Source organism: Brevundimonas sp. (assembly GCF_050729455.1).
GTDB lineage: Bacteria > Pseudomonadota > Alphaproteobacteria > Caulobacterales > Caulobacteraceae > Brevundimonas.
The window spans coordinates 24,235-39,955 of record NZ_JBOHLI010000027.1 but is presented as its reverse complement, the minus strand read 5'-3'; the positions used below and the strand labels follow the sequence as shown (position 1 = coordinate 39,955).

The following is a 15,721-nucleotide window of genomic DNA, read 5'->3' as shown; positions in this document are numbered from 1 at the left end:
CGCGAGGCCCGCGCTGGCCTCGCCGCCCGCGCCGAGGCCGCGACCGAGCGTCTGGCCGAGGCCGACGCCAATGTCCGCGAGACGGCGCAGATATCGCCGGACGAACTGGGCCAGAAGCTGATCGACGACGCCATCGCCCGCCCGCCGGACACGGCCGGCGCCGAAAGCCTGCTGACCGGGCTGGAGCGCGAGCGCGAGGCCCTGGGCGCGGTCAACCTGCGCGCCGAGGAAGAGGCCGCCGAATACGGCGAACGTCTGGGCGCCATGAAGTCGGAACGCATCGACCTGACCCAGGCGATCGCCAAGCTGCGCGACGGCATCGACGAACTGAACGCCGAGGGTCGTGAGCGGCTGGTGGCGGCGTTCGACGTCATCAACGCCAACTTCAAGGCCCTGTTCGAGGCCCTGTTCGGCGGCGGTCAGGCCGAGCTGAAGCTGGTCGAGAGCGACGACCCGCTGGAAGCGGGCCTTGAGATCTACGCCTGCCCGCCCGGCAAGCGGCTGTCGGTCATGAGCCTGATGAGCGGCGGCGAGCAGGCCCTGACGGCGGCGGCCCTAATCTTCGGCGTCTTCCTGGCCAATCCGGCGCCCGTCTGCGTGCTGGACGAGGTGGACGCGCCGCTGGACGACGCCAACGTCGACCGCTTCTGCCGGATGCTGCACGAAATGCGCAGCCGCACCGACACCCGCTTCATCGTCATCACCCACAACCCGGTGACCATGAGCCGCATGGACCGCCTCTACGGCGTCACCATGCCCGAGCGCGGCATGAGCCAACTGGTCAGCGTCAACCTGAACCAGGCCGAACAGATCGTGGCGGCTTAAGGCTTGGCCTTGCGCCGCCGCATCGCGGCACGCACATCGCCCAGCGCCGGGCCGATCAGGAACCAGGGCTCGACGCAGTAGCGCGCGAACAGACGTTTCGGGTCGGCGAACAGGCGGAACAGCCATTCGACGCCGAGCCGCCCCATCCAGCGGGGTGCCGCCTTCTGCACGCCCGCCTCGTAGTCGAAGGCCGCGCCGACCGGCAGGATGACGGCCTGAGGCAGGGCCTCGACGTTGTCGGCGATCCACAGCTCCTGACGCGGCATGCCCATGCCGACGAACAGGACGTTCGGCTGGAACTCACGCACCGCGGCAAGGATCGCGGTGTTGCCCAGCGATCCCGGCGTGGCGTCGAAATAGCCCGACAGGCCCTTGATCGCGGCGCCGGGATAGCGCGCCGTCAGACGCTCCGCCGCCGTGGTCGCCACCCCGTCGGCGCCGCCGACATAGAGGACGCGCCAGCCCTTGCGGTCGGCCATGCTCCAGAACTGGTCGCGCCAGTCCAGATAGGTGCAGCGATGGAAGGGCCGGCTGTGCAGCCTCAGCAGCCGGGTGAAATGGATCAGGGGCGTGGAATCCAGCTCGACCACGTCCGCCAGATCGTACAGCCGCCGCATCCCCGGCGTGCGCGGCAACAGGTAGAGGCTGTGCAGATTGTGGTTGGCGATGATGCTGCGCTGGCCCGCCTCGATGCAGCGCTCGACGTGCAGCAGGACCTCCTCGGGGCGCATCAGATCGACGGCCTCGCCGAGGATGCGGACGCGCTCTTCGGGGCGGCGAACCCGACGGAACGGACGACGTTCGCGCGCCCGCCGGTCGGGCGGGGCGGTGGCGGCATCGACTCCGAGCGGCTCCTGATACATGGCTTGTCTATAGACGCAGCGCCTCAACGGGCGGTTTGCGGATGCGGTTAATGAAACACGGGATCAGGTAATGAAGCGAGCCCTGCTGGCGATAACGATCAGCGCCTTGCTGGCGACGGCGGCTGCGGCCCAGGATCACGCCCTGACCCTGACCGGCGTCGGGCGGTTCGCCATCTTCGCCGACACAGCCTCGATCACGCCCGACGGTGACTGGGTGCGGATGCGCTCGCTGCAGGTCAGCGAGGAGGACCTGGTCATCGGCGGCGTCGCCTATGCCGGCGGCTGGTCCTGGTGGCGGTTCGACTGCGCGGCGCAGACGGCGGACCGGCTGGACTTCGCCTCCCTGCGCGCCGACGGCGTCGAGGGGCCGGTCACGCCGGAAAACGCCCCACCCTACGCCATCGCGCCCGGCGGCGACGCGGCGGAGCTGTCGGCCGTCGCCTGCGGGGCCGAGGCGCGGGCGACCGATGCGGTCGGCACGGCCGACGCCGTGCGTATCGGGCGCGAACGAATGAAGGACTGATGGCGCCTCTCCCTCCCCTTCATGGGGAGGGTGGTCGCGAAGCGACCAGGTGGGGAGGACTGGGCGATACGGAACGCGGCGCTTGATCAGCCGAAGCGCCCCCACCCGGCCTCACCCTTCGGGCTCAGCCACCCTCCCCATGAAGGGGAGGGAGAATTCCCTGACCATTCCGATCCAGATCCACCCGATCCCTCGGCAGGGCCTGCGGGCACTCGTCGCGCATAAAGGCCAGCATCTTTTCACGCACATCACAGCGCAGGTCGAAGGCGACCGAGGCGTTCTTGGCGCTGGTCAGGCAGCGGACCTGGGCCACGCGCTCGGTGACGTCCGTCACCTGCAAGGCCACCACGTCGCCGTCCCACAGGGGCGAGGCGTGGGCGATGGCTTCCAGCTTGGTCCGCAGCCGATCGATCGGCGCCTCATAGTCGACATAGAGGAAGGCGGCGCCGATCAGGCGGGAATCCTCGCGGGTCCAGTTCTGGAAGGGCTTCTGGATGAAATAGGTCAGGGGCAGAATCATCCGCCGCCAGTCCCACAGCTTGACCACCACATAGGTGGAGGTGATCTCCTCGACCCGACCCCATTCGCCTTCCACGACGACGGCGTCGTCCAGGCGGATCGGCTGGGCCGTGGCGATCTGGATGCCCGCCAGAAGATTGGTCAGGAAGGGCTGCAGCGCCAGACCGGCGACGATGCCCACCACCCCCGCCGAGGCCAGCAGCGACAGCCCCCACTGCCGCACGCCCGGAATGGTCAGCAGCGCCAGCCCCAGGGTGATCAAGCCGATCAGAATGGCCGCCACCCGCTGCAGGATGCGGGTCTGGGTGACGTGCTTGCGGGCCAGGAGGTTGTCCTCGTCGGCCATGTCGAACTTCTTGAGGTGGACGATGGCCCCCATGTCCACCGCGCCCGCCAGCATCCATCCGCACACCAGGATGAATCCGAACAGGAGCGTCCGCCGGATGAACAGCGACGGCTCGGGATCCAGCGGCGAGACGGTGACCGCCAGGGCCAGGGCGATGATCATCACCGCGATCCGCACCTTCAACCGGGCGCGGTCGACCATCCCCCGCCAGAAGACGTCGCGATGGCGAACCAGCAGCTTCAGCAAGGCGAAGACCACCTGATTCGCCGCCCAGCCGATGAAGACGAAGACGGCGGTGATGATCGACACCACGGCCCATTCGGGCAGCCAGTGGAACTGATTCCACAGGACGAAGACGGAGTTGGTCAGGTCGACGACGAACTGGGGCATGAGCGCAGCCTAGCCAGCTTCGCCGTGTTTCCCAAGGTCAGCGCGCGGCGGCCTCGACCAGATCGGCCAGACGCGCGGCGGCGTCGGGGATGGCCACCGAGCGGGCGGCGGCGGACATGGCCGCCAGCCTGGCCGGGTCCGACAGGATGTCGCTCAGGGCGGCGGTCAGGCCAGCCACCGTCAGATCGTCCTCGGCGATGACGCGGGCGGCGCCGGCGTCGGACAGGGCGCGGGCGTTCAGGGTCTGGTGGTCGTCCATGGCGATCTTGAGCGGGATCAGCACCGACGGCAGGGCCGCCACCGCCAGTTCCGAACAGGTCGAGGCCCCGGCGCGGCCGATGACCAGATGCGCCTTGGACAGGCGCTCGGCCATGTCGCGGAAGAAGGGGGCGACCTCGGCGTTGATGCCCGCCTCCAGATAGATCTGGCGGGCGCTTTCCAGGGTTTCTGACCGCGACTGCTGCTGCACCTTGAGGCGCTTGCGGATCGCCTCGGGCAGGGCCGCCAGGGCGCGCGGCGCGGTCTCGGACAGGATGCGGGCACCCTGACTGCCGCCGGTCACCAGCACATGGATCGGGCCGTCGCCTTCGGGCGCGACATAGGCGCGTTCGAACAGGGCGCGGATGTCGGGGCGGACCGGGTTGCCGACGACCTGGGCGCGCGCCTTCACCGCCTCGGGCGCGCGGCCCAGCGTCGGGAAGGCCGAGGCCACGCCGCCGACGCGCGGGGCCAGCATCCGGTTGGTGCGGCCCAGCACCGCGTTCTGTTCATGGATCAGGGTCGGGCGCTTCTGCAGGATGGCGGCGACCAGAGCCGGAGCCGACGGATAGCCGCCGAAGCCCACCACCACGTCCGCGCCGGTGCGGTCAAAGGCCGACTTGGCCTGCGCCACGCCGCGCATGATGGCGAGACCCGCCTTCAGCAGACCGATGGGGCCGGAACCCGTGGCGGCGTCCAGCGCCAGACGTTCCTCGGCGGGAAAGGCGTGGGCGTATTGCTCGCCGCGCGCGTCGGTGGCCAGCACCACGCGCCAGCCGCGCGAGGCCAGTTCGCGGGCCAGGGCCTCGGCGGGGAACATATGGCCCCCGGTGCCCCCGGCGGCGACGACGCAGACCTTGCTGGAATTGGGGGTCATGGGCGAGACTCTCTTACGGCAGCAGGCGACGGCGCGGCGGGGAGATGTTGGAGCCCGGCTCATAGGCCCCCGGACGACGACGCGTCAGGGCCAAAGCAAAGCCCATGGTCAGGCCCATGGCCATCATCGACGAGCCGCCATAGCTGATGAAGGGCAGGGTCATGCCCTTGGTCGGGATCAGGTTCAGGTTCACCGCCACATTGATGCAGGCCTGCAGCCCGATCAGCATGAACAGGCCCGCCGCCGCCGTCTGCTCGAACGGGTCGTTCAGCTTCATCGCCTTCTTCATCCCGCGGATGACGATGAAGGCGTAGAGGCCGATCATGAACAGCGACAGGATCAGGCCGAACTCCTCGGCGCCGACCGAATAGATGAAATCGGTGTGCAGGTCGGGCACCCGGCGCTTCATCACGCCCTCGCCGATGCCGCGCCCGACCAGGCCGCCGGCGCGGATGGCCTCGGAGGCGCGGTCGATCTGGTGGGTGTCGGTCGTTTCGGGCGAGAGGAAGCGGCTGAGACGGTCGCGCATATGGCTGAAGGTGAAGTACAGCGACACCACCCCGCCCGCGCCCATGGCGGCGATGACGGCGACCCATTTCAGCGGCACCCCGGCCATGAAGAAGACGGCCATGAAGGTGGTGGTGATCAGCAGGGTCTGACCGATGTCCGGCTGGATCAGCAGCAGACCGACCGTCAGGGCCCACAGGCCGAAGGCGATGCTGACGCCGGGCACCCCCTGCCCCTTCTGGGCCTCGGCGAACATCCAGGCGGCGAAGACGATCAGGCCGGGCTTGGCGAACTCGGACGGCTGCAGGCTGAACGGGCCGAGGTTCACCCAGCGCGCGGCGCCCTTCACCGTATCGCCGATGAAAGGCAGGGCCGCCATGACCACGATGGCCCCGAACAGGGCCAGGACCGCGATCCGCCGCACCCCGCGCGGCGACAGCAGGGAGGTGGTCAGCATCAGACCCGTGCCCATGCTGGCCCAGACGATCATCCGCCACGAATAGTGGAAGGGATCGGTGATCGATTCATCCGCCAGAATGGCCGCCGGGCTGGAGGCGAAGCTGAGCGACACGCCCAGCGCCACCAGGGTCAGGGCCGCGCCCAGCAGGCCGCGATCCACGGTCCAGAACCAGCGCGCGATCAGGCTCTGGTCATTGCGCGAAAAGGGGTGGCTGTAGCTCTGGCTCATGCGGCGGGCTCAGGCTGGGCGCCCAGCGCCAGGACGGCGGCGCGGAAGGCTTCGCCCCGCACCTCGAAATCGGGGAACTGGTCGAAGCTGGCGCAGGCGGGCGACAGCAGGACCACCTGCTCGCCCCCAGCCTTGGCGGCGTCGGCGGCGGCCAGTTCGACCGCGCGCTCCATGGTGTGGGCCACGACGTGCGGGGTGTCGGCCAGGGTGACCGCGAAGGCGTCGGCGGCCTCGCCGATCAGATAGGCCTTGGCCACATGAGGGAAGAGGTCGCGCAGGCTGTCGATGCCGCCCTCCTTGGCCTTGCCGCCCGCGATCCAGAAGACCGAGGGGTAGGAGGCCAGGGCCTGACGCGCCGCGTCGGCGTTGGTGCCTTTGGAGTCGTTGATGAAGCGGACAGCGCCCAGACGGCCCACGGCCTCCATCCGGTGCGCCAGACCGGGGAAGCTCAGCAGGCCCTCGACCGCCGCTTCGTGCGACACGCCCAGCGCGCGCGCGGCGGCATAGGCGAAGGCGGCGTTCTGGGCGTTGTGGCGGCCGGGTAGAGAGCGGGCGGCGGAAAGGTCGGCGACGGGCTGGCCGTTCAGCGACAACTGGCCGGGCGCGGCCTGATACCCTTCAACGACAGCGCCGGTCGAGACGGTCTCAACCCGCCGTCCCTGCGCGCGCAGGTCCGCCGCGATCCCCTGCCCCCAGGCTTCGTCCACGCCGACCAGGGCCAGCGCCTCCGCTCCCTGCGCCTGGAAGATGCGTTGCTTGGCCGCGACATAGCCTTCCATGCCGCCGTGGCGGTCCAGATGGTCGGGGCTGATGTTGGTCAGGATGGCCACATCGGGCGCGAAACTGGTGGTCAGGTCCAGCTGATAGGACGAGACCTCGATGACATAGACAGCCTCGGGCGTCGGCTGCGGCAGGGCCAGGACGCCGATGCCGATGTTGCCGCCGATGTGGACGCTCAAGCCCGCCGACTTCAGCACCCAGCCGATCAGGGCCGTGGTGGTCGACTTGCCGTTGGTGCCGGTGATGGCGACCACGCGCGGGCGCTGCTCCTTGGGCAGGGCGTCCAGGGCGCGGGCGAACAGCTCGACGTCGCCGATGACCGGCACGCCCGCCTGATGGGCGCGCTCGACGGTCCAGTGCGGTTTGGGATGGGTCAGCGGCGCGCCCGGCGACAGGACCAGGGCGGCGAAGCCCGACCAGTCGGCGCGGGTCAGGTCCTCGACCACGAAGCCCTCGGCCTCGGCCTGCATCCGGCCCGAGACGCCGTCGTCCCACAGGATCGGAACGGCGCCGCCGGCCTGAAGCGCGCGCGCGGCGGTGATCCCGGACCGGCCCAGGCCGAAGACCGCGACCCGTCTGCCCTCGAAGCCGGGAACCGGGATCATGGGATCAGCGCAGCTTCAGCGTGGACAGACCGAGCAGCGCCAGCATGGCGGCAACGATCCAGAAGCGGATAACGACAGTCGATTCCGGCCAGCCCATTTTCTCGAAGTGGTGGTGGATGGGCGCCATCAGGAAGATGCGCTTGCCGGTCAGCTTGAAGTAGCCGACCTGGATCATCACCGAGGCCGCCTCGACCACGAACAGGCCGCCGACGATGCCCAGCACCAGCTCATGCTTGGTGGCCACGGCGATGGAGCCCAGCGCGCCGCCGAGCGCCAGCGAGCCGGTGTCGCCCATGAAGATCTTGGCCGGCGGGGCGTTGTACCAGAGGAAGCCCATGCCGCCGCCGATCATGGCGGCGCAGAAGATGGCCAGCTCGCCCGAGCCGGGCACGTGGTGGACCTGCAGATACTCGGCGAAGACGAAGTTGCCGACGAGGTAGCTGATGATGCCGAAGGCGCCCGCCGCCATCATCACCGGCACGATGGCCAGGCCGTCCAGACCGTCGGTCAGGTTCACGGCGTTGGAGAAGCCGATGATGGTGAAGGCCGCAAACGCCACATAGAACCAGCCGATGTTCAGCAGCACCGCCTTGAGGAAGGGGAAGGCGATCGAGGTTTCCAGTCCCGGCGAGGTCGGGGAATAGGTCATCCAGACGACGGTCAGAACGCCCGCGATCACGGCCACCACGGCCTGGGCCGCCAGCTTCTGTTTCGAGGTCAGGCCCGCCGAGGTCTGCTTGGTCACCTTGGCGTAGTCGTCGATGAAGCCCAGCACGCCGAAGGCCGCCGTCACGCCCGAGACGATCCAGATGTAGGGGTTGGTCAGGTCGCCCCACAGCAGGACGGCCACGCCGATGCCCGCCAGGATCATCAGGCCGCCCATGGTCGGGGTGCCGACCTTGGACAGGTGCGACACCGGGCCGTCCTCGCGGATCGGCTGGCCCCGGCCCTGCTTGGCCCGGATCCAGTTGATGAAGCGGCTGCCCATGGCGACCGCGACGATCATGGCCGTGGCCATGGCCAGGGCCACGCGCACCGTCTGATACTGGATCAGGTGCAGCAGCGGATATTCCTGCGCGATGTCCGCGTAATAGAGATAGAGCAGGTAGAACATTTAAGCGGACTTTCCTTGGTCCTCGGCGGCGTCGCGCGCCTCTTGTTCGGCGGGGCCGAGTTTTGCAAGCGCGGCCGCGACCAGAGCGGCGCGCGACCCGTTCGATCCCTTGACCATGACCACGTCGCCGGGCTGGACCAGGCTGGCGGCCTCGGCGGCCAGTTCGGCGGCGGTTTCGCGCCATTGGCCCCGCAGCGAAGGCGGCAGGATGTCGTAAAGCTGGCGCATCTGCGGTCCCGCCGCATGCACCATGTCCAGACCCGCGGCCTGGATGGCCGGGGCCAGACCTTCATGCAGGGCGCGGCTATGGTCGCCCAGCTCCAGCATGTCGCTCAGGACCACGACGCGACGACCGCCCTGCCCGACCGGCTTGGCGCCGAGGCTGACGAAGCCCGCCTTCATCGACAGGGGATTGGCGTTGTAGCTCTCGTCGATCAGGGTGAAGGCGCCGCCGGGGATGGCGATCGTCTTCATCTGCCCGCGCCCGGCCAGAGGCTGGAACCCGGCCAGAGCCTGCAAGGCCGTGTCCAGCGACACGTCCAGCGCCTGCAGCATCAGGATGACGCACAGGCTGTTCAGGCCCCAGTGCACGCCCGACTGGGCCAGGCGATATTCGATGCGCTGTCCGTCCAGCTCGGCGACGACCGTCGCGCCCTCGCTGTCGGCGACGAAGTCCAGCAGGCGGGCGTCGCAGCCCGCGTCGCGGCCGAAGGTGCGCAACGTCGCCCCGGCGTCCAGCGCGCCCTGGCGCACGATGTCGGCATGGGCGTCGGCGGCGTTGACCACGGCTACGCCGCCGGGGATCAGGCCCTGGAAGATGGCGGCCTTCTCGCGCGCCACGCCCGCCTCGCCGTCGGCGAAGGCTTCGATGTGCACCGGGCCGACCGTGGTGACGCAGGCGGCGTGCGGGCGGACGAAGGCCGACAGCGGCCCGATCTCGCCCGGATGGTTCATGCCGATTTCGAACACGGCGCGCTCGGTGCCGTGCGGCATCCGCGCCAGGGTCAGCGGCACGCCGATATGGTTGTTGTAGCTCTTGATCGAGGCGTGGCTGGAACCGGCCAGATCAAGGCCCGCCTTGATCGCCTGGGTCACGCTGGTCTTGCCGACGCTGCCGGTGACGGCGCCGCGCAGACGGGCGCGCTCGCGGGCGGCGACGCCCATGGCTTCCAACCCTTTCAGGGTGTCGGGCACCAGAACATAGGGCCCGCCCTCGACCGGACGATCGACCAGGGCGACGGTGGCCCCGGCGGCAAAGGCGGCGGCGGCGAACTCATGCCCGTCGCGCGCGCCGTGCAGGGCCAGGAAGAGGTCGCCCGGCTGGATTTCACGGCTGTTGTAGGTCAGGCCCGAAACAGATGCGTCGGGTCCGTGGAGCTGGCCGCCGGTCGCCGAGGCGATGGCTTCGGCGGTCCAGAGCGGCGTTTGGGTGTCAGGCATGATCGCGCAGGGCTTCGGTCGCTTCGGTGGCGTCGTCGAAGGGATGGATGACCCCGGCGACGATCTGTCCCTGTTCATGCCCTTTTCCGGCGATCACCACCACATCTCCTTCGCGCATCAGCGATACGGCGTGGCGGATGGCCTCGCGGCGGTCGCCGATCTCCAGCGCGTCGGGGCAGCCGGCGCGGACCTGGGCGCGGATGGTCGCGGCGTCTTCCGAGCGCGGATTGTCGTCGGTGACGATGGCCACGTCGGCCAGACGCCCGGCGATCTCGCCCATCATCGGCCGCTTGGCGCGATCGCGGTCGCCGCCGGCGCCGAAGACGACGATCAGGCGGCCCGTCGCGTGGGGACGCAGGGCGTTCAGCACCGTCTCCAGACCGTCGGGGGTGTGGGCGTAGTCGACATAGACCTCGCCGCCGCGCGAACCTTCGCCCGGGATGCGTTGCAGACGGCCCTGGGCGCCGCGAATGAACTCCATCGCCGGGATGACCCGGTCGGGGTCTTCGCCGCCGGCGATGCACAGGCCCGCCGCGACAAGCGCGTTCGAGGCCTGGAAGGCCCCGGCCAGCGGCAGCAGGACGTCGTGGATACGGCCGCGCGCATCGATGGTCAGGCGCTGGCCTTCCGGCGTCGCCCGGCGCGCCAGCAGGCTCAGGTCGCGCCCGCGCTCGCCCACGCCCATGACGCCCAGTCCGGCCATGATCGAGGCCGAGGCGAAGGCCGAATAGGCGTCCGAGTCCGCGTTCAGGACGGCGGTGCGGCCGCGCGGCAGCAGGGCCTCGAACAGGCGCAGCTTGGCGGCGCGGTAGTCCTCCATCGTGCCGTGATAGTCGAGGTGGTCCTGGGTCAGGTTGGTGAAGCCGGCGGCGCGGATGGCCACGCCGTCCAGGCGACGCTGCTCGATGCCGTGCGACGAAGCCTCCAGCGTCAGATGCGTCACCTCCTTGGCGGCCAGTTCGGCCAGCAGGCGCGCCGCCTCGGCGGCGTCAGGGCTGGTCAGGCCGGGACCGGTCAGGGCGTAGGTCTGCTCGCCCTTCTGACCGACGACGCCGAGCGTGCCCATGCTGGCCGACTTGTGGCCGAGGCCAGCCCAGATCTGGCGGCAGAAGTTAGCGACCGACGTCTTGCCGTTGGTGCCGGTGATGGCGACGCAGGTCTTGGGCTGAGCGCCATAGAAGCTGCGCGCGGCAAGCGCGTAGGCGCGGTGCACGTCGCCCGACGTGACCAGCAGCGGCGCGGCGCCGGCGGGCGTGTCCGACGGGGCCAGGATGGCGGCGGCGCCGCGAGCAAGGGCTTGCGGGATGAAGGCGCGGCCGTCCGCCGCCGACCCCGGCAGGGCCACGAACAGGGCGCCCGGCGCGACCTTGCGGCTGTCGGACGTGACCGAGGTGATCTCGGGGTCCGAGCTGACGTCGCGACGCAGGATTTCGGACAGGCGAAGGGCGCTCATCGGCCGTCTCCCTCGACGTCCTGGAACTCGGGGATCTTCTCGCCCAGGGCGGTGGACCAGCGGTCGGCCTTGCGCTCGACGCCCAGGAAGGGGGCGATGCGGTCGGCGATCTTGCCGACGGCGGGCGCGGCGACATAGCCGCCGGTGCGCGGATAGGAGGACGGCTCGTCCACCAGGACGAAGATCGTATAGCGCTTGGCCGTCACCGGGCCGTCGGCCGGGAAGACGGCGGCGAAGGAGCCGACGGCGTGGGTCGGGTCATAGCGGCCGTTGACCAGCTTGTTGGCCGAGCCGGTCTTGCCGCCGACCCGCAGGCCCGCCGCATCGGCGAACCGGCCCGAGCCGCGCGTCACGTTGCGGCGCATCAGGTCCAGCATGGTGGCCGAGGTCTCGGGCGAGACGACCTGACGCGTGCGGGCGTTGGGCAGACCGCCCTTGCGCAGGGTCAGGGGCACATAGCGCCCGCCGTTGGCCAGCGAGGCGTAGGCGGCCACGTACTGGATCGGCGTGACCATGATGCCGTAGCCGAAGGACAGCGAGGCCAGGGTGCTGTCGTCCCACTTGCGCACCCGCGACGGGCGGGCCGATTCCTTCAGCTCGATCGGCGCGGCGTCCAGCAGGCCCAACCGCTGGAAGTAGTCGCGCATCACGTCGCCGCCCATTTCGACGGCCAGACGCGAGGTGCCGATGTTGGACGAGTGCAGATAGACCTCCTCCAGCGTCAGCACCTTGTTGGTGGCGTGGAAGTCCTTGATGCGGCGCTTGCCGATCTGCAGGGCCTGCGAGGCGTCGAACAGGGTGTTCATGTCGGCCCGGCCGGTGTCGATGCCGGCGGCGACGGTGAAGCTCTTGAACACCGAGCCCATTTCATAGTGGCCCGAGGTGACGCGGTTCAGCGTCGCCTCTTCCGGCGCGCTGTTGCGGCGGTTGGCGTCGTAGGTCGGCCAGCTGGCCATGGCCAGGACCTCGCCGGTCTGGACGTCGGTGACCACGGCCACGGCGCCCTTGGCCCCGGCGGCCTCGGCGGCGGCGGCCAGTTCGTTCTCGACCACGCCCTGGACGCGCAGGTCGATCGACAGCTGGAAGTCCTCGCCGGCGGCGCCCGCCGCGCGGATTTCCTGATTGAAGGCCAGCTCCGTGCCCGACACGCCCTCGCCGCCCGTGTCGGCCCGGCCGATCAGGTGCGCCGCCGAGGTGCCCAGCGGATAGACGCGGCGATCCTCGGGCTCGAACGAGACGCCGCCCAGGGCCAGGGCGTGGACCGCGCTGCGCTCGGACGGGGTCAGGCCGTTCAGGACCAGCAGGCGACGCTCGCCGCCCAGCACGCGATCCAGACGCTGGGCCGAGAGGCGCGGCAGGGCGCGGCGCAACTGGGCCTTGGCGGCGGCCGGGTCCCAGATCTCGTTCGGGTCGATATAGAGGCCGTAGTGGGTGATGTTGGTGGCCAGCAGTTGGCCGTTGCGATCCACCAGATCGGCGCGCGTCAAGGCGTTCGGGTTGAAGCCTGCGCCCGCCGCGCCGCGCGGCGCGAACAGGGCCGCGTGGGCCGCGCCCAGGGCCAGACAGGCGAAGACGGCGGAAAAGACCGCCAGGATCAGGAAGATGCGGACGCGGGTGTCTTCTTCCGGGCGACCATCGGCGCGGGCGCGCTCGAACGAGTGCTCCATCCACCAGACGCAGTTGGCGACCCAGCGGCCCCAGGCGGCGAACAGGCCCCCGACCGACGGCCCCTGCGGGCGCGGTTGCGGACGGCCCGGCGCCGGGCGGCGATAGTCCATGCCGTGGTGATCATGCACGCTCAATGCAGGCTCTCCCCGGCGACGGGTTCAGCGACCGGCGCGGCAGGCGCGACGGCCACAGGCGCGGGCGCGGCGACGACCGGCGGCGGCGCGATGGCGGGCAGACCCGCCTCGACCGCCTGCTTCTTCACATCGACCGGCCCCAGGCCGATTTCGCGCGACAGGGCCTCCAGCCGCGCGGGCTGCTCCAGCCGGGTCGCCTCGGCGCGCAGCAGACGGACGCGCTGACGGTTCTCGCGGATCTCGCCTTCGATGCGGCTGATCTCGGCGCTTTCGCGGGCGGCGGCGGCCTTGGCGATGTAGACTGAGAAGACCAGGGCGGCGACGCAGACCACGCCGATGATCTCGACGCAGCGCACGCCGCGAACCTTCCAGTCGAACAGGCGCTTCACCGGAGCGGGAACAGCGATCATGCGCGCTTCCCTCCAATCGCGCCCCAGGCCGGGGCCGTGGTGCGGACGGCGGCGCGCAGCCGGGCCGAGCGGGCGCGCGGGTTGGCGGCCAGCTCGGCCTCACCCGCCTCGCGTGCGCCCTTGAACATCAGGTCGAAGCTGGGCTTGCGGGTTTCCACCGCGACCGGAGCATGACGCGAGCCGCCCGGCGCATTGCCGGTGCGCTCGGTCAGGAAGGCTTTGACGATGCGGTCTTCCAGCGAGTGGAAGGTGACGACGACCAGACGCCCGCCGGGCGCCAGCGTCGCCTCGGCGGCTTCCAGACCGCGCTCCAGCTGGCCCAGCTCGTCGTTGACGGCGATGCGCAGAGCCTGAAAGACGCGGGTCGCGGGATGGATCGGCGCGCCGCGACGACCGCCCAGGGCCTTTTCGACCACCTCGGCCAGATCCAGGGTGCGGCTGAACGGCTGCTCGACGCGGCGGCGCAGGATGGCGGTCGCCACCCGGCCCGACTGACGCTCGTCGCCGTACTGCTTGAAGATGTGGGCCATCGGCCCGTGATCCCAGGTGTTGACGATGTCGGCGGCGGTCGGCCCCGTATCGCCCATGCGCATGTCCAGCGGACCGTCGCGCATGAAGGAGAAGCCGCGCTCGGCCTGATCCAGCTGCATGGACGAGACGCCGATGTCGAAGACGGCGCCGTTCAGCTGCGCCTTGCCGCTTTCGGCGAAGGCCTCGGCCAGACCCGAGAAGGGGGTGCGGATCAGCTGGAACTGGCCCGGATAGGCGGCGGCGACCGCGTCGGCGTGCGGCTGGACCGTCGGATCGCGGTCCAGACCGATGACCTGGGCGCCGCGCTCCAAAATGGCGCGCGTATAGCCGCCGGCGCCGAAGGTGGCGTCGATGATGACATCGCCTGACTGCGGGTTCAGGGCTTCAAGAACTTCGGCCAGCAGGACGGGCGCGTGCGGAGACGTCATGCTGCGCCTCCGGTCTTGGCCGCCGAGGCCTGACGGCGCATTTCACCGAACTGCTTCAGCCCCTCGCGCGCCATGCGGCGCTGCTCGGCGCGGTGCGCGGCCCACTTGTCCTTGTTCCAGATCTGGAAACGCTCGCCGACGCCGTAGATGACGACCGTGTCGGACAGATCGACCTCGGCGCACAGGTGCTCCGGCAGGGTGATGCGGCCCGCCGAGTCATAGGACAGCGGCTTCTGCTCGCCGAAGATCGAGGCCTCCAGCGCCGAGCGGTAGGGATCGCCGAAGGGCAGGCTTTCGATGACGGCGCGGTATTCGGCGAACAACTTGTCGCCGCCCGCTTCCAGGCAGTCGGCTTCGATGGAGGGGAAGCAGAAGACGCCGTGCTCGGCGCCGTTTTCAGCCGTGCGGAATTCCTGGGGGATCAAGAGACGGCGCTTGCCGTCCAGCTGCTTCTCGTAGGTCGAGAGAAACACGCCTTGCCCAATCGAGCCCCGCGGCCCGCCTCTGAAAGTCCGTTGATGACACCACGCGCCGGGCGACAGCCCCTACTCATGAGGTTGTGGGATAGCATGGGATCAGATGGGCCTCAATGGGATTAGTTGACACCCTTTAACCAAATTTGCAGTTCGCCGAACGATCTGGACAGTCGAAAACGAGAACATACAAGCAACAACAAGAGTTCACAGCCTGTGGACCGCTTTTTCCGCCATGTTTTCAACGCAGGGGTTAATGGGCGTCGCTTGAAGCAAGGCTTGCCCCCTTCTCCCAATGGGAGAAGGGGGTCCGTAGGACCGGATGAGGGTTTCTCGGCTGCCGTCGGCGTAAGCCGTCGCGCTGCGGCTTATGCCGAATGACGACGTAGCCCCTCACCCTTTCGCCTTTCCAATCGCTTCGCTCTTGGAGGCTCAAGCCCTCTCCCGCCGGGAGAGGGAGATGCTTAACCGGCCTCAAGTAGGCCGAAGGCCGATAGGCCCCTTAAAAATACCAGACGGCCTGTAAGCCGGGTTCTGTTCCGCCCCGAAAGGCGGCGACGATCATTCCTCTGGACCGCCCATTGCTGAGCGGTTCTCGCGACCTACCCGGACGCCTCGGGCGGTGAACCCTGCGGCCGAAACCGCGCGACGTCCCTATTCGGTCTTGCTCCAGGCGGGGCTTGCCATGCCGCCGACGTTGCCGCCGACGCGGTGGGCTCTTACCCCACCCTTTCACCCTTCCCCAGGCCGGAGCCCAGGCGGTTTGCTTTCTGTGGCGCTATCCCTCGGGTCGCCCCGGGCGGGAGTTACCCGCCGCCTCTTCACCGTGGAGCCCGGACTTTCCTCGACAAGAGCAAGCTCTCGCCGCGACCGCCCGGCCGTCTGGCGG

General features: G+C 69.6%; 13 protein-coding genes, 1 other RNA gene and 1 pseudogene. 2 read left to right on the top strand and 13 right to left on the bottom strand.

The window, feature by feature from the left end; genetic code table 11:
* A pseudogene (locus ACREEF_RS08785) lies at nucleotides 1-825 on the top strand (chromosome segregation protein SMC); the annotation flags it as partial.
* On the opposite strand, the gene ACREEF_RS08780 reads toward ACREEF_RS08785, so the two are convergent.
* The gene (locus ACREEF_RS08780) at nucleotides 822-1,688 is read right to left on the bottom strand and encodes a WecB/TagA/CpsF family glycosyltransferase (protein ID WP_431565214.1); all 867 of its coding nucleotides are present in this window, start codon (nucleotides 1,686-1,688) and stop codon (nucleotides 822-824) included. The pseudogene ACREEF_RS08785 and the gene ACREEF_RS08780 sit on opposite strands and share 4 nt — an antisense overlap.
* A gap of 70 nt (nucleotides 1,689-1,758) precedes the next feature.
* Between ACREEF_RS08780 and ACREEF_RS08775 the strand changes: the two genes are divergently transcribed.
* Nucleotides 1,759-2,211, top strand: coding sequence for a hypothetical protein (locus ACREEF_RS08775; protein WP_431565213.1), 453 nt, complete (start codon nucleotides 1,759-1,761; stop codon nucleotides 2,209-2,211).
* 124 nt (nucleotides 2,212-2,335) lie between these two features.
* On the opposite strand, the gene ACREEF_RS08770 is transcribed toward ACREEF_RS08775, so the two are convergent.
* The 12 genes from ACREEF_RS08770 to rnpB all read right to left on the bottom strand — a co-directional run bounded on the left by ACREEF_RS08770 (nucleotide 2,336) and on the right by rnpB (nucleotide 15,718).
* The gene (locus ACREEF_RS08770; RefSeq protein WP_431565212.1) at nucleotides 2,336-3,466 is read right to left on the bottom strand and encodes a mechanosensitive ion channel family protein; all 1,131 of its coding nucleotides are present in this window, start codon (nucleotides 3,464-3,466) and stop codon (nucleotides 2,336-2,338) included.
* Nucleotides 3,467-3,503: 37 nt separating this feature from the next.
* The gene (murG, locus tag ACREEF_RS08765; protein ID WP_431565211.1) at nucleotides 3,504-4,601 is read right to left on the bottom strand and encodes an undecaprenyldiphospho-muramoylpentapeptide beta-N-acetylglucosaminyltransferase; all 1,098 of its coding nucleotides are present in this window, start codon (nucleotides 4,599-4,601) and stop codon (nucleotides 3,504-3,506) included.
* Nucleotides 4,602-4,614: 13 nt separating this feature from the next.
* Nucleotides 4,615-5,796, bottom strand: a complete 1,182-nt coding sequence (locus ACREEF_RS08760) for an FtsW/RodA/SpoVE family cell cycle protein (protein WP_292084422.1) — start codon at nucleotides 5,794-5,796, stop codon at nucleotides 4,615-4,617.
* Nucleotides 5,793-7,181: a UDP-N-acetylmuramoyl-L-alanine--D-glutamate ligase gene (gene murD, locus ACREEF_RS08755; RefSeq protein ID WP_431565210.1), complete on the bottom strand. Its 1,389-nt coding sequence runs from the start codon at nucleotides 7,179-7,181 to the stop codon at nucleotides 5,793-5,795. Before murD ends, ACREEF_RS08760 begins: the two co-directional genes overlap by 4 nt.
* Nucleotides 7,182-7,185: 4 nt before the next feature.
* Nucleotides 7,186-8,295, bottom strand: a complete 1,110-nt coding sequence (gene mraY / locus ACREEF_RS08750; protein WP_431565209.1) for a phospho-N-acetylmuramoyl-pentapeptide-transferase — start codon at nucleotides 8,293-8,295, stop codon at nucleotides 7,186-7,188.
* Entirely contained in the window at nucleotides 8,296-9,735 is a 1,440-nt protein-coding gene (locus ACREEF_RS08745) for a UDP-N-acetylmuramoyl-tripeptide--D-alanyl-D-alanine ligase (protein ID WP_431565208.1), read from the bottom strand.
* A complete protein-coding gene (locus ACREEF_RS08740; protein WP_431565207.1) occupies nucleotides 9,728-11,188 on the bottom strand; it encodes a UDP-N-acetylmuramoyl-L-alanyl-D-glutamate--2,6-diaminopimelate ligase in 1,461 nt (486 codons plus the stop codon). Before ACREEF_RS08740 ends, ACREEF_RS08745 begins: the two co-directional genes overlap by 8 nt.
* The gene (locus ACREEF_RS08735) at nucleotides 11,185-12,966 is read right to left on the bottom strand and encodes a peptidoglycan D,D-transpeptidase FtsI family protein (protein WP_431565216.1); all 1,782 of its coding nucleotides are present in this window, start codon (nucleotides 12,964-12,966) and stop codon (nucleotides 11,185-11,187) included. The genes ACREEF_RS08740 and ACREEF_RS08735 overlap by 4 nt, the downstream gene beginning before the upstream one ends.
* 20 nt (nucleotides 12,967-12,986) lie before the next feature.
* Entirely contained in the window at nucleotides 12,987-13,400 is a 414-nt protein-coding gene (gene ftsL / locus ACREEF_RS08730) for a cell division protein FtsL (RefSeq protein ID WP_431565206.1), read from the bottom strand.
* Nucleotides 13,397-14,359, bottom strand: a complete 963-nt coding sequence (gene rsmH / locus ACREEF_RS08725; RefSeq protein WP_431565205.1) for a 16S rRNA (cytosine(1402)-N(4))-methyltransferase RsmH — start codon at nucleotides 14,357-14,359, stop codon at nucleotides 13,397-13,399. Before rsmH ends, ftsL begins: the two co-directional genes overlap by 4 nt.
* Nucleotides 14,356-14,832 (bottom strand): division/cell wall cluster transcriptional repressor MraZ, encoded by a 477-nt coding sequence (locus tag ACREEF_RS08720; RefSeq protein ID WP_431565204.1) that lies wholly within the window; start codon nucleotides 14,830-14,832, stop codon nucleotides 14,356-14,358. The genes rsmH and ACREEF_RS08720 overlap by 4 nt, the downstream gene beginning before the upstream one ends.
* A 507-nt stretch (nucleotides 14,833-15,339) precedes the next feature.
* Nucleotides 15,340-15,718: RNase P RNA component class A (gene rnpB / locus ACREEF_RS08715), an RNA gene on the bottom strand.
* Nucleotides 15,719-15,721 lie beyond the last annotated feature (3 nt).